This window comes from Methanoregula sp., from assembly GCF_028712425.1.
In the GTDB taxonomy this organism is placed as follows: Archaea; Halobacteriota; Methanomicrobia; order Methanomicrobiales; family Methanospirillaceae; genus Methanoregula.
The window spans coordinates 22,708-43,500 of sequence record NZ_JAQTQD010000015.1 but is presented as its reverse complement, the minus strand read 5'-3'; the positions used below and the strand labels follow the sequence as shown (position 1 = coordinate 43,500).

Here is a 20,793-nt window from a genome sequence, read left to right as displayed (position 1 = left end):
ATTTTTCATAAAGTAACACTCAATGTTATATGAATATGACTATTTGACATTTCCCGGTACGCAGATTCGTATAATTTTTTATGACAGGTATTCCGGAAAAACGCCTCTGCCAGAATAACACAAAAAGAAAATTTTTTATTACTTTATGCTTAATTACGCTGGGACAAACATAGTAAAACCCATGAACGAAATCCGGCAGGTGCGGGCTGCCGGGTATCCCGCAGCATTTTACCATACAAATCCAGAAGCAACAGGACGTGCCCCATCGTGAACCCAAAGGAGTATAATGAATTGGGAGTCTCGGAGGTTGTCGGGGAGATGCTCATGATCGCCCTGGTCGTTGTGCTGCTCGCAGTCTTCTCCGCAGCGCTCTTCAATTACTTGCCGGCGGACCGCGAACCAACGGTCACCATCATGATGACAAGCGATACAACCGGTAATTTCACGTTCTGGCACAAGGGAGGCGACTGGGTGAAGGTCGAAGACCTGAGCGTGGTGATCGTGAACGAGACCTGGAAGAAAACATTCAGCCAGAAGTCCGGCAACCTCGTCGTTGTTCCCGACAAAACGGTGTTTGACCTTGGCAGCAACGTGACGGTAACAATGCCTGGATCGCCTGAAGGAAACGAGACAATAAAGCTGATCACCCCCCGTACCGTGATCTATACCGGGAGAACCAGCATATGACCGATGACGCTGTAGCCCCTGTTGTAGCAGTCATGCTCATCCTCGCGGTCATCGTGACGTTCTTTGCAGCGTGGAACGCATACTTCGTCCCATCAATGAAAGAGCAGTCCGAGATCGATCACATCAGCAAGGTTGAATCCGGTTTCTCCCGGTTTTCCGGAGATCTCATGTCTGCCATATCCCTCAGGCAGGATATCACCCTCTCGGAAACGATCCCTCTCGGCGGGGGAGACTTCACGTTCGATCCGGTCAAATCGGGAGGAGAACTGAAGGTCTGGAGCGCAGCATCAGACGCATATCTCCAGGCAAACTGGACAAACAGGACCGGCCCGGAACTGGGTTCGCCAACAGCTCTTTCGCCCGATTATTATTCAAGCCTGGTCAAGTTCTCCTACACACCGACAAATAATTTCTGGCAGGGGCAGGGGTATGTCTGGTCGTTTGGGAACCTCTTTGTCAATAACACCGAGCGGAACCTGATTGCGCCCCTGAATAAGGCCTCGATGGATGATATCAGGTTCGATGACCTGGCCGGCTCGTTCATCGTGTTCGAACCATCAGTATATACCAGCTCGGCGGGCTGTTCCGTCATCACCATCCGTACCGCCAACATTACGCCGGAACCACACCACGATCGGGTCAGCGGGAATGGGAACAGCATGCTGGTCCTGAAGAGCCGGATCCACCGACAGCCCCCTGTTTACAACGTGACCGGCATCAGCATGAGTGTTCCGAGACCGGAACTAATAGGGGGTTTTCGGGAAACCCTGTGGGAGAACCTGAACAGCAGTGCACAGGAGATCCACACCAGTTGCAACAATATCGAATCCCTGGAGACGAATGACGATCAGCGCTGGCTACAGTTGAAGATCGCCCCTTCATCCAACACCACCCTGCTCTGGGTGACGACAGACATCACGGTCGGCGCCCACTAGTGCCCCGGGGATACGGGATCCGTCCGACAGACATCAGCCTATCCAAAGTGCACTGTGATTATCGTGATGAGGATTGGATGTCGCACTGGCTTAGTATTACATATTTAAATATTTTACACATTTTTTCATACAAAAATAAAAAAGTATATGTATGTTCGGAGCCCACATGAGATACAGGGTATGTCTGGACATCCAGAAACACCCGCACTTTCGACAAAACAGATAACCAATCGTTGTACTGGAGCGGTGGGGAAACCGATTCCCGGTACAACGGGAGTTGAGGGAATGAAGACAACATTGTTTGATGGCAGCAGGAGAGCCGAGATCGATACACGGTCTGATGAACGCCTCTATGCAGCCCCCCGGCCGCGGAAACGATCCAACGGGTTCCAGCACCAGGGAAAAGATCTCTACATCCATACCGATCCGGAAAAACGGATCACCTACTACCTCCATCTCTGGTCAACCGACCGTACCGTTAAGGACAAGATAATACCGGTTTCACCGGCGAGCGCAGAACGCTTCCTGCGGGGAAAAGGACTTATCTGCAACCTGTTCCCGAAAAGCGATCCCATTGCAACACTCTACCGCTGGGGATACGGGATAGCAGAAGAGTTCTGACTCATCATTGCACATCCCCCATCTCTTCCTTTTCTCTGGACAATGGTGCGCAATCCATATTCACGGACCACAGACTTGTCGTTTCCGGACCGGATAATCGTTCGTTGTTTCACCATCGACACGCCCACGAGCCGGGTCCCGGGACGGACTACCTGCACCGCAACCGGGTTATCGTTGATAATAGTAGTAATGGTAAAAAAATTCACATTATTTCACATAAAAATCAAAAAGTTTAACATTGTCCGGGTCAGATCCGGAATACAGGGTCTCCCGGGTCAACCTGGAGACCTGCATATCTGAAACAAACACACGAGAACACAGGATCTCATCACACACTTCCGGTTACCGGAAGAGGGAGGTGCCCGGAGAAGATCATTACCATGAGAAAAGAGTACAATAATACCGCTGTTGACAAGTCTGCCTCACTCCTGCGATAAGAGCAGACAGGATCGCAATTATCAAAAAGGAGGGAGACCTTGTCACGTTACGGGGACTATGTCAGAAAGGAATACACCGGTACTCTCGTTCTTCAAGCATCGGGCAGTGTTTTCCCATCAGTATCTTTGGTACCTTCCGAAGTATTGACCGGGGATACACCCGTCCGGCATCTTTTTTATCGATTTCGTAGTTCAGAAAAACCTGCCATCCCGGCCATCCCGGGATTCCCACGTACAGCGGATCGTCCCGATATTTCAGGCAACCGTTAATTGCGGGAATACCTGAGTCTTCCCGCTGTTGTTATCTGGCGGTCCGACTGACCTTATCGATGATTAAAAAGAAAAGAAATTATTTTTTTGTTTTGGCGGCAGGTTTGGCAGTTGGTTTTCCTGCAACTGCTGTCTTTGAGGAAGCTTTCTTGGGTACTTCCTTTTTGGGTTCTGCTTTCTTTACCGGTGTGCTCTTGGCACCTTTTGCTTTCCTGGTTTCAACCATCGATATTTCACTCCGGAATAAAAATTATTCATACTACGAGAGGATGATAAACCCTGCAGGGGATCCATCAAGGGAATGACCACGAATGGTATCGGGTGGACGGATCGACCAGATGCAGGAATCATCATCCCTGCTATCCCATATGTTGGACATGATATTAAATTTTTTCAAAATCGTATGAATTAATAAACATTTTTCCTTTGTGCGAATACATTTGTGCAAAAACAAAACGGGAATGATTTGCCTAAAGCGGAGATGCAATTTTATCGATAATAATGAGAGACGCGGGTAAAGATATTCCCGTATTATCATGGGGACACGTATGACTATTATTAAAAAAACTATTACATTCGTATGAATCTTTAAGTAAAATCCTTTAGCCGACTGGTCTTGAATACAGACAGCGACCCCTTTTGAGGTTAAAAACAGGGCATACAGGACAAGAAAAATAAAAAGCGGGATATTTCCGCTAAGGGGGCGTGCAACCCGGAGCAACGCTTACCGCGCCGGCATGATCAGCGACCGCTCCCCGGCCGCCTCGAACTCCCGGATAGCCCCGCGGGCAAACTCCTTTCTCGGTTCCGCAAAGTCGAACTTCATCGAGGGGTCGGCAAAGGTGATCTTGACCCGGGGATCGAAGCAGAACGCATCGGCCCGGCCGATGTGCGCACTGGCGACAATTGCCGCATACTCGCCCTGGTGCCCCACGTTCATCGCATAATTCGGGTAGTTCGGGCCCCGGAGCTCACCCATTGCCCCGCGGTCAGGCTCCATCGAGAGCGAGTTTGCCGACCCGCACTGGTCCTGCAGGTCGTACCCGAAGAACCCGAGCCGTGACCAGCCATCCTTGTGGATGATCATCGAGCAGTACCACGCGTTCAGGCCGGCGTTCGAGTTGCCGGTGGCGATGGATGTGGTAAGCCCGGAAGCAGCAGCGATCACGGCCGCCCGCTGGGAGCCTCCGAAATGGTCCTCCATCAGGGTCGGGAACTTCTCGTACTGTTCCATGCTGTAAAGCGTTACCTCGGTCGCGATATCGCTGACGATCTCCTGCGTGGGTTTTATGATCTTGCCCGGTCCCGGCTCGCGGTAATTGTACCCGTACTTGTCCTTGATATAATCCATGCCGTAATACGTGAAATCGTCAAGGATATTGTCCGTGTATGCAGCAGTCGCATACTGGGTGAACCCGACGCCGCCCGACATGTAGGAGCCAAGCCAGATCTGGTCGAAGAGCACGGCACCTGCCGCCACGACTTCGAGCGAGGCCTTTGCCGGGTCGTCAGGATGAATCCGGTCGGCCTGGATCATATCGGAGAACATGCCGAACTTAATGCCGCCCGGCTCATTCGGGCCCCGTGCCCTGCGGGCCGGGAGGTGTGACCCCATCTGGATCACACCGGCATGCTTGGCTGCAAACGAGAGATCGGCAACCGCGGCTTCTCCCGCACAGGTGCGGTATGCGGCAATGAACGACATCCCGATCTGCATTGCGGACCACCTGCTGGTTGTTCCTCCATCGCAGGTCCGGACCACGATGGTCGGGACGTGGATGGCCTGGTACATTGATTTCCCGATCTCGGCCTTAAGCGCCTCGGCCTGCTTCTTCGGGAACAGTTTCTCGATGTTAAGCAGGTACTGCGGCTCGATATCGTCCGCAACCTCATCGTTACCGGTAAAGACCTTGACATAACAGTCATCCACAAGGCCGGGATTGGTCTCGACCATGTGCTCCTGCACAACTGCCCCACCCGGCATCGCGTGGTTTAAGATATGAAGGTACTCGTTGATAGTCTCGGGCGTCACTTCTTTACCCAGTCTTTTCTGGAGCGTATTGTGGGCGATGTCCATGCCGACGATGATCGTCCGCTTGATCTCGTCTGACATCTGCTGCATGGCCGAGTTATTCACGAAGTGGAGGTCGTCGCCTTCAACGAACGTCCCGGTGCCCGAGACCTCGTAGGTCATCAACTGCCGCTGGCCCATCGGGATGCCGTTGAGGTGGCAGTGCTCGGGATCGTACATCGAGATCCCGCGGTCGGCCACGATCTTCTGGGTTTCCGCCATGAACTCGCGCTTTCTCGGCGACTGGGCAAGACCCCCGAACTTGTAGAAGCCGGTCTTCTGCGATTCAACGTCCTGACCTTTAAACTTCTCTTTGAGTGCTTTGAGGAACTGTTTCTGGGATTTTTCTACGGATGCCATGATGGTCAGGCCTCCTTCGGCATGAAGCCGTAGCGTGTCCGCAGCATGTGGATCCGCTGCAGGTATTCAACATATTCCCGATCGTCGCGGAGCGGTGTCCCGACAAGGGAATGGAAGATCGTGGAATGTTCCTTCAGCCACTTACTGTCGAGGGGCTTACCCACCTCGACCGGACGGTTGAGCGGGAGGCCGATCTGGTCCTTGACGTACCGGACCATCCCGTCCCCGCCCAGCACGCAGCGCTGGAGCGCATCGAATTGCATCCCGTCCTCGGAAAGCCGGAGCGAGTGCCCGTGGACCGTAGCGCCCCGGAGGCTCACGAGCGCCGGGTCGAACATCTCGGTCTCGATCAGGAGCCGGCAGTACTGTTCGAGGTCGCGCTCGCGACACTCCACAATCTGTCGTCCCGACAGGGTGCCAGGATCGATGCCGCGGAAGCGGTACATCTCCGCATAGGTCCGCTGGTACGGCTGGCAGGGTGCGTTGAACATCGAGTCGGCGAACTGGACATACCGGACCCGGTCGCCATGTTTTGCCCCTTCCGTGGGTTTCACCAGCTGCCGCATCGGGCAGTCCGGCTCCTGCTGCTCCGCAAGAGGGGGATGCATGGTTTTAAAGCTCGCCCCGGGAGCCCGGTGCCCGAGGAGGAGCACGATATCCTCATCGGTGATGTTCCGCATTTTTGTGAGGGTGTGATTCGGATCCATCTGTTTGCGGCGGTTCATCGCAACCACCGACGTTCCCGGCCCGTACTGGGGTGTCCGCGTCATATCTCGTATCCCCCGCAGACGCGTTCATTTGAGATACTGATGAGCGTTGGTTTGTCTTTCCGCTTCGGGTCGACAAGGCCGATGAGGTTCCGGTCAGCACCGGGACCATAGCGTGCATAGTCCACGAGGGTAGGATGGGTTTTCATGAATTTACCTTCCTGGATGTGATACGGGAAATCGACAAAGAATGCGTCGCAGATTTTGCGGAATGTATCGATGACCTTCCGGTTTTCCACCTCAAGGGTGATGCTGCCGACCTGCACGTGGAGGTCAACGGCATTGCCGGCAACCTCGATGGTCTTGCGCAGGTTCGTTTTATTCTCCGTACCCCGGGCAGGGCCGTAGGGCACCAGGAGCGGGATGTTCTGGCCGTTGAGGAGCATCCGGTGGATGCCGGGAACGACAACAATCTGCTCAAGCAGCCTCTTCGTTGTATCCGGACCCAGCATACGCATCGGGACGATGCGGCACTGGGGATGGTCTGTGGCAGTATCCATGGTCAGACCTCCAGCGCGATCTGGTGCATCGGTTTAGAGAAGACATCCATCTTCCCGTAGGTCTCGCCCATGATCTTCGACATTCCTTCCGGGGAAAACATCTGGGTGCCGGCATCCATCGCGGCTGCGGCAACGACACAGGGGATCGCCATGCCGTAGGCATGCCGGGTGACCACGTGGTTGCCGTTGAAGATGCCTGGCCCGCCGCCACCATAGATCGAATGGCTGAAGAACGAGAAACCGACTGCCGTTCCCATCACGCGCCCGAAGTCAGCGCCCGGAAGGCCGGTCTCGTGCTCGATTAAGTCGTTGAAGTAGAGGAGCGTTGAAGAGACTGCCTGCACGAACCGGCCTGCACCGCAGTTGACAATGCTTGCCGCAAGGGTGCCGGCCGAGACGTACGCGTTCCAGAGCATCGGGTCCTTCGTGTCGTAGAACTGGAAGTACCCGCCTTTCTTGCCGGGAGTGATGACCCGGTCCTCGATTGCACGGTCTACGAGCGACTGGACAACGGAGCCGACCGTACCGGTCTGCCCGTTCTCCTTCACAATATCGTAGACCATGTTGTTGGCATTCAGCCCCTGGTACCCGTAACAGAGCAGCTGGTTGCGCTCGAACGGTCCGATGGCCCCGCCCATCTCGAAAACACCGGCCATTTCGTACGTTGACGCAAGTGCAGCACCCTGGAGGGCGTTGCGGTTCGTCATCATGACGAAATGGTTGACGCTGATGTTGCGCAGAGCATAGCCGATCCCCTCGTTGTTCTGCGGGATGGTCAGGATGGACGTAACAAGGGCGCCTTCCATGTCCTGCGTGTGCGGATAACTGCCCCACGCGGCTGCCTTGACGGTCGAAGCATTGAACGCGTCGATGTCGAACTCATCGACAATTGCATAAGTCACCGCGGAGGCAACCGCCGTGATGGCTGCATCGTATGTGGATGCTCCGGTCAGCCGCAGGGTGGGCGCCCGCACGAGCAGGAGTTTGCCCCCGTTGAACTGCTGGATGTCCGTATCATCATCATCCTCTACCTGCACCATCGTTTTGATCTTCTCGATCAGGGCTTCTTTTCTTTCCATGATCGGGAGGTCGAGTTCCCGGCCGGGGATACGGCCCTTGCCGAGTTTCGCAGTCTTTAATGCCTCTTCAATGCCGGCAAGGTTCACGTTGATCGTCCGCTTGGTCAGATCTACGATCTTCCGGGCTGCAGGATTCAGGAGCGGGCTGATGCGGTGCAGCTGCACGTTGCTCTTCAGCAGTTTCCCGTCATCGGAATAGAGGTCGATGGTCTCAGGGTAATGCGCCATGGGTCTCCTCTCCCGGGGCTGTGCCGGATATCATGTCCATGTACCGGACCATGCATGCTGCACGCCGGTGTGATAGGATCGAAAAACCTGTCATTGGTAACACCTGGTGAAAAATCTGTATGATTTCATAGTACAAACGTGACCGGATTATTAATAGTATAAACTTTATAGTATTGCAGTAACTATGGAGGAGGAAAGCGACCCCCTGTGCATCTGCTGCCTGCGCGGCATCATGCCAACGATTGCGAAGAAATGGGCGATCTGCATCATTGTCGAACTTGGCCGGCGCCCGTCCATGCGCTTCTCCGAGATGATGAAGGACTGCGGGAAGATCAGCCCCAAGTCGCTTGCAGATGTCTTAAAAGAACTCCAGAACGCGGAGCTGATCGAGCGGGTCTGCTATGCCGAGGTCCCTCCCCGGGTCGAGTACCGGCTCACGGAACACGGCCGGAGCCTGAGGGTGGCCATCGGGCCGCTGCTGCACTGGGCAAAGGAGTATAACCTGCTTTTCCTCAGCTACCGGATACCCATGCTGGCGAAGGTGCCGGACCCGTGATTTTCCTGCTGTAACCAGGTTTCCGGCAGGGGATCTGACAAGTTGTCAGGTGATTAGGATTTCTTTGCTCTGAAAAAATCATTTTGGGTATAGTCACCCTTCAGCGACTATTTTTTTGCTCAAACGTATACCCTCCCTGCGCCAGCCCTGCCCCCATCGGCGCGGGGGCATATGCGATTCTTCCGTATTACCAGGAGGTTAGTGCTCGGTAGTACGACGCCATCGCAATTGGGGCGCCAGAGCGGCGGGGCGGAGCCCCCGGAGCGTATGCGTTTTATCTCTAAGATCCGGAACACTGTTTCCGATTTACATTTCAAAACAATATACTGACAATGTTTTCTTTCGTAATTTCCATTAGAGGTAGGTGATAAAAAGGTTAGTATACCCAGGCTCTGTAGAAAACCTATGCGGGAGAGTATTGGATAGTGATGGAGCCACGGGCGGCTTGGGGTCTGCCGACCCTCGCCCCGTGGTACATGGCCGTATATGGGCCTGAAAAAAAATGAAACTGGGGGTCAAGGGGGCGGGCCCCCTTGGGTTGCCTCCCCCTCTGGGGGAGAGAGGGGGTCACCCTCGTAATTCCACTGAGTGCGTTGTGGAAATGATTTCTACAAAGCCCAATTTCAGGTGACCTTAACCCCATTCAGGAAATCCGGGGAGATTCCATTCTCGTCCGTCTCAAGAATAACGACGGTAAGATTGTACGCGATGATCTTTGCCAGCAATTCATTTACCTGAACGATCTGGTTCTTTGATTTCAGCGTCTCACCGAACTTCCTCTTAATTGCCGTGTTGGTTGATTCAACGTTGCTCCTTTATGATAGCGCTCCGCCTAGCTTCAGTATACAGATAATAACAGATGCTGATATGCCCAAAGGCGCATTCAGATTTATCCCGGGAAAAAGCAGGAGACCAATTCCCAACGCTCCACGCCCACATCCTCTCATTGCCCTCACAACCTGCCGAAAGGTTACCGGGTTTATGATTCGTATCAGCACGAGGCTGTAATTCGATAATCGCACCCGGTCATTTTTTTCATAGGGCTTTTCCTGTCCGCCCCGCGATCACACTGGTGGAACGAACCGGAAACCCCCCGGGGGAATCTGGATCTCAAAGCGCGCTCCCTCACCCCATATCCCGGTCTCACGTATCGTAATCCCCGTGATCAGCAGGATCTCCCGGGCCAGGAAGAGGCCAAAGCCGGTATTTGTCTCATACCCGCGTCCGAAGATTCTCTCCTTCACATTGTCCGGGATGCCGGTCCCATTATCCTCCACTATGACAGTAACCCCGCCCGGTTCCGGGTTTTCACAGAAGGTTATCGATATCTCGGACATCTGTTTCATGTGGCCGACAGCAGTGTCGAACAGGTTGCAGAGTACCTTTTCCAGTAACTGGTCGGCATAGATTTCGAGATCGCCGGAGGGATAGGCTACCGTAATTCCGTCTCGACCGGTAGGAATAGCTCTCATACAGACGTTACGGAGGTTCTGCCATTCCGGCATAACGATACCGAGATCCTGGTAATACCGGGTGAACCGGATCAGGGTCTGGATCTTATTCACCGCCAGGATTCCTTTTTTCAGGAAGTCCAGCGCTTCGGACCCGCTGGTTTTTTCTTTGGCAAACTCAAGGTAGGCGAGTAGCACAGTCAGCTGATTGAGGATGTCGTGGCAGGTGATATTATTCAGGAGGTTGAGTTTCTTATTAGTCTGCCAGAGAGATTCCTCAAGTTTTTTTTGCTCAGTTATGTCCCTCCCTACCGATTGGTACTCTGCGATCGTTCCCTTGGTATCGAAAATTGCCCGGTCGGTCCACCGCTGCCAGCGGATTTCCCCGGGAGGAATGATGGTCCGGTGTTCGATAACCGCCACCGGCTTTTCCTGTGTCAGCGATGTCAAATGTTTCTTGAGAAGAACGAGATCCTCCTGGGGAATTCTCGGTATAAAGCGCTTCCCGAGGATGCTGTCAGGCTCCCTGTTGAAATACCGGCAATATGCCCCGTTGACAAAAACGTGTGTTCCATCGGGGAGGAAACGCGAGATGAATTCTGACTGGTCTTCGACGACATTCCGGTATCTGCGCTCACTCTGCGCAAGTGCTTCATCAGCCTTCCTTTGATCGGTAACATCCCTGATCGATTCTATTGCGCCGACAACATTGTTTTTCATGTCATAAAACGGCGATGCGGTAAACCAGAGGAAAGCCCCTTTCCCTTCGTACAGTGTTGGGATGAAAATTTCCGAGATCAACTTATGATCTTTCCTTCTGATCCAGGGGTATTTCTCTTCCGTTATCTTGTCATCCGCCAGGACAAGATCGAGGAGGAGGGGGTGTCTCTCTTGATAAAGCGGAATGGAGTAGGAATGGTTTCCGGTCCCCAGGATCTCCCCTTTTTTTACGCCGGTCATTTCTTCCATTGCCCGGTTCCACGCAATGACCATCCCGGCCAGGTCAATTGCAAAGGTTGCATCCGGCAGGAAATCAATGATATCGGAGACCCGCCGCTGGGATTCGATCAGCTCGTTTTTTATTTTTCGTTGTTCGACAATCATTCTGATTTTATGTTCCAGCTCGGCAAACTGGGCCTCCGGCTCGCCCCCTTTCTGGAGATAAAAATCGGCGCCGTTGTTGAGTGCCTCAATGACGATCTCCTCCCGTCCTTTCCCGGTAAATAAAATAAATGGTGTAGAATTTCCCAGTGATCGCAGCATTTTCAAAAAAGCGATGCCGTCCATCACTGGCATCTGGTAATCGGAAATGATTGCATCGTAGGAAAACGAGGTCAGTCTTTCCAGCGCCTCCGGGGCGAATGAGAGCGTATCAACATGGAACCGGCCTGAATGTTCTAAGAACAGTTTACATATTTCCAGAAGAGTAGGGTCGTCGTCAACATAGAGCAGGGAAATTGAATTCCTGCTATCTGGCACCAATGTTCTCTGCGCATCCTGCACTTCCATAGGACACTCCCCGGATACCAGAGCGGGAATTCTGTTATCCGTTAGAACCAAGTCTTCCCTCTGCAGTATTCAGGAGGCCGGGGATCCCGCTGGCAAATCCGGACATTCTTCTCCGGTTCTTTGATCAGAAGAAATACTGTTTTCCCGGTTGTTACCGGATTTAAGACATTCTGTTCTGGCAACCGCTGCCAGAATAAATCTGAATGTTTTTTTCCCTGTATCCCCCAGGAAGATATTTTATCGTAAAACATTCTCCATAATGCGGTTATATCCTCTCGGGTACGAATTACTCCAGGAAGCAACTGTCTGATATTCCATGAAATATGTATCCGGTATGTACGTATGATCGTTTCGCTATCATTCATTTTATTTAACGATTCCACGTGATTAATGCGCATTGATATTATCAACGGCATATAGATAATTTAAAGTATAAAAAGTTCTCTAAAACCTCATGAGACTTACAAAAATTGTTTACATCTCTGTCGCATTCTTATGTGGATGCCACCGATTAAAGGGAAACCAAAAGAGCAAATATCGTACAAATGCCCGCATGATCTTCTGCAGAGAATGAATGAAGTGATTGAAAACGGGGAATATGCATCAAGAAATGATGTCATTACCACCGCCCTGATATTATTTTTCACGGATCACAACTCCGGTTGTAAAGAACAAATAATCGAATGGCTGACCTCGGAAGAAGGCGAAAAGTGGATCCAGACCCAAATTAAGATCGTGCTGAACCAGATGAGAGTAAAAACGGAAAAATAAATAATCTGGTTGTGTTGTATTCAGTGTTGACTATTATTATCTCATCTTGTTGAATATCTTAAATTCATTGCAGACATAATGGCAACGATTGACCGGTTCTGACTCAATATCAAGCGTTAAAATTATTTTCCCAAGAAAAACTTGAAGATTGATGGGTAAGGTTTTCAAATCCAGCAGCAACTCCATCAATCCTTTGGCACCGGGCCACGGCCGATGATCATTTTCCCCTTGAAGTAGAGGTTGTACACATCCATAATCGATCTTTCCCACTCCCCGGCACCTCTGTTCTTCCTCATGGTCAGACTGAAGATCTTGATGTTCTGGGGGAGTGCGGATGCCTGGTCGGCACACGGCATCAGTTTCCGGCAGGGGAACTCCCTGCACTCCGAGCAGAACGCGACGCTTTTATCTTTCGCACAGAGATATGTTGCGCATTGTTCGTTAATCACCGGGCAGAAGCCGCTGACGGCCCGGCACCCGGGACAGACGACCTTCTCCATAGGGAGATTGAATTTTTCCGATATCATGGCCCTTAGTGCTTCATCGCTCCCTGCCCGGTAAAGGAAACACACCCCGCAATGGAGCCCGCAGGGAGCTTCCAATGGGTTATCCATACCAGGATTCTTTGCTACAATTATTTAAAATAGTAATACTGCAACATGCGCCGGGAAAAACAATTCAGGATTTTTTTTGGAGTAGGTTTTTTTTGACAGGATACAGCCTGAAGATCAACGCGTAATCTATCAGAACCGCCGTGAATTATCAGACATGCGACAAGAGAATGGCAGTGCCTTACTCATGATTACATAGCGCCCTTCTGCTCTGGAGAAACCCTTTCATTAATGGGTAATGCCCCCCTTTGCGCCAGCCCTGCCCCCGAGGGGGCGGGGGCGCTTGCGATGTCTCCGCATTTCCTGTACCGGAACCTTCGTTGTATTATAAAATCTGATTTCTCAAATTTTCTTGTACAGGTAATACCGCACTATCGCAACTGGGGCGCCACAGCGGCGGGGGCGGAGCCGTTTGGCGACGCCCCCCGGAGTATCTTCATTCAGGAAATGATTTCTACAAAGCATGCCCTTCAAATCGGGGCACATTGCAATGCAAATGCACTATATGTACCGGACGGCAACTCGTAACCGAGAATTGTCAGAGCGGCAGGGACTGCTAAAAAAAGTGGAGACGATTCTCTCAAAAGTATCCTGGATTGTGGAGCCCACGGGAGCGTTTTATCAGTAATCAATGATTTCACCAGATCAGGTTTTTCCGGATGATCTGTCCGTAATCCCTTCCAGGCTCTTGATCTCCGCCGCGAGGTGCGGGAGCAGCAGCGCAGGATCCGTGACCAGCCCCAGCGCCTGCGTTGTCCCCCGGTCCTGCAACCGGGTCACGACATAGGGATTGATATCCACGGCAACGGTCTTCACCCGCGAGGGCAGCATGTTCCCGACCGCGATCCCGTGGAGCATGGACGCGCAGATGATACACATGTCGGCCTTGCGCACGTGCCTGCGCATCTCGTCCTGCGCCCGCATGACGTCGGTAATCGTGTCCGGCAGGGGGCCGTCGTCCCGCAGCGAGCCGCCGATGACAAAGGGGATATCCTTCTTCACGCACTCGTACAGCACGCCGCTTTTCAGCACGCCCTTCCTGACCGCCTGGCGCAGGCCGCCCGCCCGGGTGATCTCGTTGATGGCAACGAGATGGCTCTTGTACCCGCTTTTCAGGACCTTGCCGGTCTTTTTATCCATCCCGAGCGTTGTCCCGAACAACTGCTTCTCGACATCCATGACCGCGAAGCCGTTGCCGACGAACAGTGCCTGGACATAGCCCATCCGGGCCAGGTCCTGCAGCGCCTCGTCCGCCCCCGTGTGCACCATCGCCGTGCCCATGACATGGATGATGAAGCCATTCCGGTCATGGATCTTCTTCATTTCGAGGGCAAGGTCCCGGATCAGGTATTTGATCGGTTTCTCCGGGGATACCTGGCTGGACATGAACCCGAAGATATCGGCGGGCGACCGCGACCGCTGGGGCGGTTCCACCCTCACGCCGTCAAAACCGACAACAATGCGGTCGCCTTTCCGGACCACGCCCTGCCGGCGGCAGACCGCCGTTACGCCGCTGATGACTACTACACAGTCCATTTCGATGTCCCGGACTTCCCTCCACCGGCCCTTAAGGAATACGAATGTCGGGTGGTGCGTTGTGCCATAGAAACCGGAGGGCAGGACGCCGTCTTCCGGTGCAGGAGTGGTCTTCACTGCTTTCCGGGGGAGAAGGGCACCGAGGTTCTCCAGTTCGGCAAACATCCGGTCCGGACCCCGGACCTGGATCCTGCAATAGCTTTCATCGTTCTTACTCCTGCCCACATCGAGCTGCAGGATCTCAAACGTCCCCCGCATATCCATGATCGTGTCGAGGACCCTCGGCAGGATCAGCGAGTCGATGATGTGGCCTTTGAGTTCGATTTCTTCTGCAATGACTGCCATGGTTATCACCTTTTCAAGGGAACTGCCGGACGGATTTCCGGATCATTCTCCCGGGAGGTTCCCGGGGCCGTCCATACCAGCGAATCAGGCAGGGTGCAACGATCCCCTGAATGATATCCGGCACGCTGTTTTGCGTTCAGGAAGGGGCGGCCTTCGGGAGAATAATGAAGCCTCATGTACCCGTTCATCATCTTTTCCCGGAGGCCAGCTCCCTGATCTTCCCGGTCAGCTCCCGGACTGCAACCCGTGCCGGGCTCTCCGGAGGGATCCGGGAGACCGGTGTCCCGCCCATGTCCGCCGATTCAACCTCCGGATCGTACGGGACGACCCAGAACGGTGCGCTCATCCCGGCCGGAGCCATGCCGGTTTTATACCGGTTGACGATGGTCAGGATCCGGCCGTTCTCAAGCCCCAGCTGCGTTGCAGTCGTCCGGATACGGTCGATGGTCCGGAGGCCCCGGGCACCGGGATCGCTGACAACAAGGAGCAGGTCCGGGTGGCCGACGGTCCCCCGGCTGATATGCTCCAGGCCGGCTTCCGTATCCATGACCATGAACCGGTAATGGTGCGCAAGTTGCTGCATACATTCCCGCAGAACATCGTTTGCGAAACAGTAACAGCCCTGCCCTTCCGGCCTCCCCATCGCCACAAGGTCGATATCCTCGGCCTCGGCAAGCACCTGGTGGAATCGGAAGGCAAGATACTCGCGGCGCCCCATACCGGCGGGGATCTGCCGGGAGAATGCCTCTTCCCGCATGCTGCCGAGTGTCTCGTACAGTTCCATGCCGAGCGCTTCGTGCAGGTTTGCGTTCGGGTCGGCATCGACGGCAAGGACCGGACCGTGTCCTGCCGCAACCAGTTCCCTGATAAGGAGTGAGCAGATGGTGGTCTTGCCGGTCCCGCCTTTACCGGAGACTGCGATAGTGAACGGGGAAGACCCTGCGATCTTTCCTCCCGGTGCATCAGGGGGGACAGCATGGTCGTGATGGTGCAAAAAAAGGGGATTCATGGATGCGGCCCTGACATAATTACCGAGGTGAACAAAAAGGGGGATGGATTATTTCTTCCGCTTCTCGAGGGTCTTCAGGACCGTGGGAAGGACCTCGCCGACCGCACCGAAGTTCATGGAATCCGCTGTGCCAAGGAATACACCGGGGTTGAGGTGCTCCTCCATCTTGTCGATGCCCACCTTGTTCATCAGGGCATTGACCTGTTCGAGGGACTCCTTTGCCATCATCTGGGTGAACCCGGCCGGAGCGCCGAGCACCTTCATGACCGAGTCGCGGTAGGTGAGGAGACCGGCGTAGGTGATGGCGGTCAGGGCGGCGCACATATCGCAGACCGGTCCGAGCATCTCTGCCGGCAGGGTGAAGGCCTCGCCGCGGGCGGTCTTGCCGATCTTCATCAGCGCATCGATGGTGTCCTTGGATGCATATCCTTCCGAGACAAAGACCTGTCCTTTCATCTCCGGGACTGCACCGGGGTGGTACGACGAGATCTGCACCTTCTTCTTCTTCAGGAGCCCGAGATCGTCGTAGATATGCTGGAACTTCGTAGCCGGGATAGTGCAGGCATGGGTGATGATGGCGCCCTCCTTGATGTTATCGGCATGCTTTTCGATGATGGCTTTCTGCATGTCCCCTTTCGGGAGCCAGGTGATGATCCAGTCGGCATTCTTCACCGCTTCGGCATCGTCGGTCGTGATCTTGAAGCCCAGATCCTTGGGGTGGGTGAAATGGATCGCACCCTTCGGGGGCTTGGGCAGGTCCTTTGCCACTTCCTTCACTTTCTTCCGGATCTGCGGCATGATCGATTCGGGATTGCCGCTCTTGTGGGCTTTCATGACTTCTTTGTAATCGAAGTCTTTGATCACGGTGAACTGGCCGTCAAAAACGGGATCCGATATTGTGATATCATTGATTCCTGCCAGGTACTTGAGTTCCGCGCCCATGATGATGGTTGAGTGGGTCATGGAAATTTCCGGCTTTCCAACCTGCTCTGCAACTTTACAGGCTCGTGCAAAGTTCGTGATTCCCGCGGCTGCGTGGGTACGATAACATCCTGCACCGAGTATTGCAACTTTTTTTATGCTCATTGTAAGTCTCCGCATTGTCACGCTGCCAAATCCTTGTAAAACGCGTTATCACGTATTTTTAACAGTGTAACAATTTTTCCCAATACCTGTAAAAGAAGTAGCATGTAATCTTACGACTTTTACAAGTAGTATGATCGACTCTACTTATTCAGTAATATATTTTTTGATTTGATATCCGCTATTGTATCCTCCATCTATCGACCGGGGCCCGTACAGAAGACAGGATATGAATAACGGACTCTTCCTGAAAAAATGGCCGGGTGGATCAAAGAAGGGAGATCGGGTTCCTGACACCCAGGGAAATCTTCCGGTTAATTGACGGGATAGTTGAACAGACGATCGCGGTATCGGACCGGTTTGCTGACAACAGGTCGTCCGACCCGCCCTGCTCGATATCCATCCTGAGTGCGCTCCGCAGGTTCTCAACCGTCACGTTCTCAACCCGGGGATCGGTGTCGCTGATAATAATCCGGTCAACGTACCCTTCCAGTTCCCGGGCAAGGACCCATGAGACGAACCTGCCGCCAAGAAGCGCAACAGTATCGCCAAGCAATCCCTCTTTTGCCATTGCGGAAATATCGGCTGCTGTCTTCCCTACCCTGACCCGCCGATAGAGTGGCGTTGACTGCAGGCAGACCCAGTGGGCGTCACCGACAGCGCAATCCCCGATCTTTTCAGGGTAGACATGTTCCGGGCCAACGATCTTAACTGCACGGGCCAACGCCTCCACCTCCTCCTTCATTATCGGAGCCCGCGTCTGCCCGCTCCTCACTTCCTCCCGGATTATCCGGAGCACCCGGGGCAAACCGAAATTTCCCCGCCGGGCCGTTCCCGGGGCATACCCGCACATGTACCCGTGATGGTTTTTCGGGAACCCGGTGATGATCGCGTTGAGCCCTGCTCGAAGGCCGATGCGGCATTCATCCTCGTACGCACCATTGGTTGCCACGACCTTTCCGGGAGCAAGGATGCGTGCGGCTGCAACCGCGCGGGCAAAAGCATCCAGGCGGTTTTTTGCACAATTGAACGGGCCGCCTTCGATGACAAAGACGTCGGCACCCAGTTCCAGTGCGGCAGTAAACCCGCGTAGCAGATCCTCGTCCCCATCGCCCACGAAGAGGATCGCCTCAACCACCTTACCGAATTTTATTGCCAGTTCTGCGATCTCGCGCGCCTCTTCGAGCGGGGCAGCATGACCCTGTGCGCCCTGCACACAACTCACGTTCACTGCAACAGATGAGGAGATCTTCACCCACTCTTCCCGGTCAGCGATCGCTTCCTTTTCTTTGTCCAGCAGCCGGGAATGGATCCGGTCGCGCGGACAGCCGGAGAACGGGGGCCCGGTATTATAACATTGTCCCTGGCAGCCGATGATATCCTTGGGGAGCCTCATGGGCCCGAAACTCCCGAAATGATCCAGATCGAGCGGGACTTCGGTAAGTTCCCGCACTTCCCGGTACAGGTCAATGCCTTTCATACCATGCGCTTCGGCAATATCGGCAAACGCATAGGCACAGACATGGATGGATGCACCGATGGCATCGGAGAGCTGGCAATTGCCCAGGATATCGATCTTTTCCATATCGGATGCACAGGTCCCGACAAAGATCTCCGTAAGGTCGCATCCCAGCGGGAACTGCTTGAAGTTGTTCCCCAGGCTGACAGCCTCGTCCCTCTCAAGCCCGGTCACGGAAGAGACTATCTCGGCGGGATCTTTTTTCATCCGGCAGAGTTCCCACGCTGCATCCGGATCATGAACCGCCTCTCTTATGATTTCCAGCATTTTTGTTCCTGCCCCAGAAAGTGTATGTTATCCCTTACCCGCCAAGCCATATAAAAATTATTACAAATAAAGAAAAATGTATAAAAAAATATTACAATTAGATTAATACGTACTACTCTTTTTGTATCCGGCAGTTCTCCCCATCAGGGAAACCTGATGACGTTTCCGTCTTTTGATGGTTGCAGGTCATTACCGATCAGGTCTTCCAGGAGATGGAGGCACTTCCGGATCCCGGATTCCTGCCGGGCAAGGATAACGGATGGATCGGATGAACGCAGGTCGGCATATACATCGCTCCGGGTCAGGAGTTTCAACTCTTTACCGGCAACAGCGATGCTTCCCCTGCCGATTCCGGCGGTCGTACCGATACCGATGTGGGCCCGGGTGATCTCCCGTACCGCCTCCGCCATCCGCAACGCCATAACATCGTCGGATTCCTGGTCATACACTTTGATACCGTCCAGGATTTCGAACGGGGGGACCGGGGAGATCCGAAGGATGCTCCGGACCCCGGAAAGGGTGGGGATGAAAAGCCCGCAGACAAGCGAGAGCCGGTACCGGCGAGGGTCGAGCTTCCAGGAATACTGGCGGGGATAGCCTCGGGAGAATGCGTGGATCTCCCTCCCGATTAGCCCATGGGTGAAACATTCGGCCGTGGCAATGCGGATCATGATCTCTTTTCGTGAAGCATTTTTAAGACTTCTGATGCCATGGCAAGCGATACACGGTCCAGGACCGGTGGGATGACCGGCTCCCAGTCCCGGATCAGCTTGCCGGTGCCGACAAGCCGATGATTCTTCACTCCATTCTGCCTGAGGTAATCAACAATAGGATTTTTGGTATCTGCTTCATCGATCTCCAGGACCCGTACTGGCACATCCCCGACACCGAAAACCCCCATGGTACTGATTGTAGCGATGCCGTTCTTTTGGGCGTGCCTGATAATCTGCACGGTCACCGGCAGGGTATCGCCCCCGGCGATCTCGATACATACCACATCGCCGCGAATCAGGTCCAGGTTTTCTTCTGAGATATAGAGGGGAATTCCCTGGATATCCCTGCCAAACCCGCGACCGGCCAGTTTTTCAAGAAAACTGACCTTATACTCCCCCACGATGCCACCGAGGGACCGGAAGATCAGGTCGTCCGGCGATATTGTCTGTTCGTCTATTGCCGTGATGCGGGACGGGCCTCCCCGGTGCGCCTGCATCAGGTTCAGGGCAGTCCTCAGACCAAGCCTGCCAAGCCCGATCAGGGTAACGTCACCCCACGGCGCCTTCCTCTTCTCCATCTCTGCCAGATCCATATTCCACCATATTTTATGAATAAATGTTACAAAATCATATTTTCATAATACAATATGATAGGATCCCTTGCAGTCCGGAAAATTATAGTTTTTGGCATTGAAGACCCTTTTAAAAACATAAGATGATTTCGCCCTGTGTTAACCATTCTGGCGGGGAAGGGGGACGATACCGGTTATTGTTTCAATTGAGATAACATAAAGTATTAAATATTGTAAAAATTGTAATAACAAATCCGGAAATGTCACCCGGAAATAACGAAAAGCCTGCAATCTGCGCCCTCCTCGGCAGCCCGCGTCGGCAGGGAAACACGGCCCTGCTTCTCAGCCGCGCTGTGGCCGGGGCGCGGGAGGCAGGATGCACTGTTACGACAGTCATTGTGCCGTCACTCGAATTTTCGCCATGCCGCGAGATCTACTTCTGCCGCGACAATGACAGGTGCAAATTGCAGGACGGCATCACCGGCCTCTATCCGCTCTTCGCCTCACTCGACAGCCTCATCATCGCTACACCGGTCATGACCATGGGAGTCCCCGGCGCCCTCAAATCATTCATGGATCGCTTTCAGGTCTTTTATTGTGCAAAATACCTGCGGAACTCCCCGCTTGTCGCACCGGAGAAACGAAAATACCGGAATACCCTCCTCATCTCCATTGCAGGAATGAACCTCCCGGATAACTTCGATGGGGTAAGGCAGTCAGCTCAGGCATTCTGCGATATCATCGACTGTCCCCTCACTGACGAAATTCTGGTGCGGGACATGGACGGGAAAAAAGACCTGAACAGGTTCCCTGAAATTCTCGATGAGGCATACCGGAAAGGCAGGATGCTGGGGGAACATGTAGTTGCAGCGGTAAAAAAATAAGAGGATATCGTT

19 protein-coding genes are annotated in these 20,793 nt (G+C 53.6%); 7 read left to right on the top strand and 12 right to left on the bottom strand.

What is annotated here, in order from left to right; all coding sequences use genetic code 11:
* The first annotated feature begins 291 nt into the window (after positions 1–291).
* The 4 genes from PHF39_RS09340 to PHF39_RS09325 all read left to right on the top strand — a co-directional run bounded on the left by PHF39_RS09340 (position 292) and on the right by PHF39_RS09325 (position 3,255).
* Complete coding sequence (locus tag PHF39_RS09340) at positions 292–687, top strand: type IV pilin N-terminal domain-containing protein (protein WP_300223281.1); 396 nt, start codon at positions 292–294, stop codon at positions 685–687.
* Positions 684–1,622 (top strand): hypothetical protein, encoded by a 939-nt coding sequence (locus PHF39_RS09335; protein ID WP_300223279.1) that lies wholly within the window; start codon positions 684–686, stop codon positions 1,620–1,622. Before PHF39_RS09340 ends, PHF39_RS09335 begins: the two co-directional genes overlap by 4 nt.
* Before the next feature lie 285 nt (positions 1,623–1,907).
* Positions 1,908–2,243, top strand: coding sequence for a hypothetical protein (locus tag PHF39_RS09330; RefSeq protein WP_300223278.1), 336 nt, complete (start codon positions 1,908–1,910; stop codon positions 2,241–2,243).
* A 766-nt stretch (positions 2,244–3,009) separates the two neighbouring features.
* The gene (locus PHF39_RS09325; RefSeq protein ID WP_300223277.1) at positions 3,010–3,255 is read left to right on the top strand and encodes a hypothetical protein; all 246 of its coding nucleotides are present in this window, start codon (positions 3,010–3,012) and stop codon (positions 3,253–3,255) included.
* Between the two features lie 419 nt (positions 3,256–3,674).
* Here the strand turns inward: PHF39_RS09325 and mcrA are convergent, their stop codons facing one another.
* Genes mcrA through mcrB form a run of 4 tightly spaced genes read right to left on the bottom strand, consistent with a single transcriptional unit; the run spans position 3,675 to position 7,955 of the window.
* Positions 3,675–5,381 carry a coenzyme-B sulfoethylthiotransferase subunit alpha gene (mcrA, locus tag PHF39_RS09320; RefSeq protein ID WP_300223276.1) on the bottom strand — a complete coding sequence of 569 codons (1,707 nt, stop codon included), beginning with the start codon at positions 5,379–5,381 and terminating at the stop codon, positions 3,675–3,677.
* A gap of 5 nt (positions 5,382–5,386) precedes the next feature.
* Positions 5,387–6,151: a coenzyme-B sulfoethylthiotransferase subunit gamma gene (gene mcrG / locus PHF39_RS09315; protein WP_300223274.1), complete on the bottom strand. Its 765-nt coding sequence runs from the start codon at positions 6,149–6,151 to the stop codon at positions 5,387–5,389.
* Positions 6,148–6,648, bottom strand: a complete 501-nt coding sequence (gene mcrD / locus PHF39_RS09310) for a methyl-coenzyme M reductase operon protein D (RefSeq protein ID WP_300223272.1) — start codon at positions 6,646–6,648, stop codon at positions 6,148–6,150. Before mcrD ends, mcrG begins: the two co-directional genes overlap by 4 nt.
* A 2-nt stretch (positions 6,649–6,650) precedes the next feature.
* Positions 6,651–7,955, bottom strand: coding sequence for a coenzyme-B sulfoethylthiotransferase subunit beta (gene mcrB, locus PHF39_RS09305; RefSeq protein ID WP_300223270.1), 1,305 nt, complete (start codon positions 7,953–7,955; stop codon positions 6,651–6,653).
* A 184-nt stretch (positions 7,956–8,139) separates the two neighbouring features.
* On the opposite strand from mcrB, the gene PHF39_RS09300 reads away from it, so the two are divergent.
* The gene (locus tag PHF39_RS09300) at positions 8,140–8,511 is read left to right on the top strand and encodes a helix-turn-helix domain-containing protein (RefSeq protein ID WP_300223269.1); all 372 of its coding nucleotides are present in this window, start codon (positions 8,140–8,142) and stop codon (positions 8,509–8,511) included.
* A 1,064-nt stretch (positions 8,512–9,575) separates the two neighbouring features.
* Here the strand turns inward: PHF39_RS09300 and PHF39_RS09295 are convergent.
* Positions 9,576–11,471: a PAS domain S-box protein gene (locus tag PHF39_RS09295; protein WP_300223267.1), complete on the bottom strand. Its 1,896-nt coding sequence runs from the start codon at positions 11,469–11,471 to the stop codon at positions 9,576–9,578.
* Between the two features lie 501 nt (positions 11,472–11,972).
* Here PHF39_RS09295 and PHF39_RS09290 point away from each other — a divergent pair.
* A complete protein-coding gene (locus PHF39_RS09290) occupies positions 11,973–12,242 on the top strand; it encodes a hypothetical protein (RefSeq protein ID WP_300223265.1) in 270 nt (89 codons plus the stop codon).
* Positions 12,243–12,427: 185 nt separating this feature from the next.
* Here the strand turns inward: PHF39_RS09290 and PHF39_RS09285 are convergent, their stop codons facing one another.
* The 7 genes from PHF39_RS09285 to PHF39_RS09255 form a co-directional block, all read right to left on the bottom strand.
* Complete coding sequence (locus PHF39_RS09285) at positions 12,428–12,856, bottom strand: DUF3795 domain-containing protein (RefSeq protein WP_300223264.1); 429 nt, start codon at positions 12,854–12,856, stop codon at positions 12,428–12,430.
* 642 nt (positions 12,857–13,498) lie between these two features.
* Positions 13,499–14,734, bottom strand: a complete 1,236-nt coding sequence (locus tag PHF39_RS09280; protein WP_300223263.1) for a TIGR00300 family protein — start codon at positions 14,732–14,734, stop codon at positions 13,499–13,501.
* A gap of 187 nt (positions 14,735–14,921) precedes the next feature.
* Entirely contained in the window at positions 14,922–15,743 is an 822-nt protein-coding gene (locus PHF39_RS09275; protein WP_300223262.1) for an AAA family ATPase, read from the bottom strand.
* A gap of 48 nt (positions 15,744–15,791) precedes the next feature.
* Positions 15,792–16,829: a 5,10-methenyltetrahydromethanopterin hydrogenase gene (gene hmd / locus PHF39_RS09270; RefSeq protein WP_300223260.1), complete on the bottom strand. Its 1,038-nt coding sequence runs from the start codon at positions 16,827–16,829 to the stop codon at positions 15,792–15,794.
* 265 nt (positions 16,830–17,094) lie between these two features.
* The gene (hmdC, locus tag PHF39_RS09265; protein WP_300223258.1) at positions 17,095–18,612 is read right to left on the bottom strand and encodes a 5,10-methenyltetrahydromethanopterin hydrogenase cofactor biosynthesis protein HmdC; all 1,518 of its coding nucleotides are present in this window, start codon (positions 18,610–18,612) and stop codon (positions 17,095–17,097) included.
* Between the two features lie 143 nt (positions 18,613–18,755).
* Positions 18,756–19,283 carry a UPF0254 family protein gene (locus PHF39_RS09260; RefSeq protein WP_300223257.1) on the bottom strand — a complete coding sequence of 176 codons (528 nt, stop codon included), beginning with the start codon at positions 19,281–19,283 and terminating at the stop codon, positions 18,756–18,758.
* A complete protein-coding gene (locus PHF39_RS09255) occupies positions 19,280–19,918 on the bottom strand; it encodes a ThiF family adenylyltransferase (protein ID WP_300223256.1) in 639 nt (212 codons plus the stop codon). Before PHF39_RS09255 ends, PHF39_RS09260 begins: the two co-directional genes overlap by 4 nt.
* A 239-nt stretch (positions 19,919–20,157) precedes the next feature.
* Here PHF39_RS09255 and PHF39_RS09250 point away from each other — a divergent pair, with 239 nt between their 5' ends.
* Positions 20,158–20,781: a flavodoxin family protein gene (locus PHF39_RS09250; RefSeq protein WP_300223254.1), complete on the top strand. Its 624-nt coding sequence runs from the start codon at positions 20,158–20,160 to the stop codon at positions 20,779–20,781.
* Positions 20,782–20,793 lie beyond the last annotated feature (12 nt).

Excerpts from the sequence above, each read along its gene's own strand:
- mcrD (WP_300223272.1), bottom strand. The coding sequence starts at position 6,648 with ATGGATACTGCCACAGACCATCCCCAGTGCCGCATCGTCCCGATGCGT.
- PHF39_RS09250 (WP_300223254.1), top strand. The coding sequence starts at position 20,158 with ATGTCACCCGGAAATAACGAAAAGCCTGCAATCTGCGCCCTCCTCGGC.
- PHF39_RS09300 (WP_300223269.1), top strand. The coding sequence starts at position 8,140 with ATGGAGGAGGAAAGCGACCCCCTGTGCATCTGCTGCCTGCGCGGCATC.
- PHF39_RS09290 (WP_300223265.1), top strand. The coding sequence starts at position 11,973 with ATGCCACCGATTAAAGGGAAACCAAAAGAGCAAATATCGTACAAATGC.
- PHF39_RS09330 (WP_300223278.1), top strand. The coding sequence starts at position 1,908 with ATGAAGACAACATTGTTTGATGGCAGCAGGAGAGCCGAGATCGATACA.
- mcrG (WP_300223274.1), bottom strand. The coding sequence starts at position 6,151 with ATGACGCGGACACCCCAGTACGGGCCGGGAACGTCGGTGGTTGCGATG.
- hmdC (WP_300223258.1), bottom strand. The coding sequence starts at position 18,612 with ATGCTGGAAATCATAAGAGAGGCGGTTCATGATCCGGATGCAGCGTGG.
- PHF39_RS09285 (WP_300223264.1), bottom strand. The coding sequence starts at position 12,856 with ATGGATAACCCATTGGAAGCTCCCTGCGGGCTCCATTGCGGGGTGTGT.
- PHF39_RS09295 (WP_300223267.1), bottom strand. The coding sequence starts at position 11,471 with ATGGAAGTGCAGGATGCGCAGAGAACATTGGTGCCAGATAGCAGGAAT.
- PHF39_RS09325 (WP_300223277.1), top strand. The coding sequence starts at position 3,010 with ATGATTAAAAAGAAAAGAAATTATTTTTTTGTTTTGGCGGCAGGTTTG.
- PHF39_RS09280 (WP_300223263.1), bottom strand. The coding sequence starts at position 14,734 with ATGGCAGTCATTGCAGAAGAAATCGAACTCAAAGGCCACATCATCGAC.
- hmd (WP_300223260.1), bottom strand. The coding sequence starts at position 16,829 with ATGAGCATAAAAAAAGTTGCAATACTCGGTGCAGGATGTTATCGTACC.
- PHF39_RS09255 (WP_300223256.1), bottom strand. The coding sequence starts at position 19,918 with ATGGATCTGGCAGAGATGGAGAAGAGGAAGGCGCCGTGGGGTGACGTT.
- PHF39_RS09335 (WP_300223279.1), top strand. The coding sequence starts at position 684 with ATGACCGATGACGCTGTAGCCCCTGTTGTAGCAGTCATGCTCATCCTC.
- PHF39_RS09275 (WP_300223262.1), bottom strand. The coding sequence starts at position 15,743 with ATGAATCCCCTTTTTTTGCACCATCACGACCATGCTGTCCCCCCTGAT.
- mcrB (WP_300223270.1), bottom strand. The coding sequence starts at position 7,955 with ATGGCGCATTACCCTGAGACCATCGACCTCTATTCCGATGACGGGAAA.
- PHF39_RS09260 (WP_300223257.1), bottom strand. The coding sequence starts at position 19,283 with ATGATCCGCATTGCCACGGCCGAATGTTTCACCCATGGGCTAATCGGG.
- mcrA (WP_300223276.1), bottom strand. The coding sequence starts at position 5,381 with ATGGCATCCGTAGAAAAATCCCAGAAACAGTTCCTCAAAGCACTCAAA.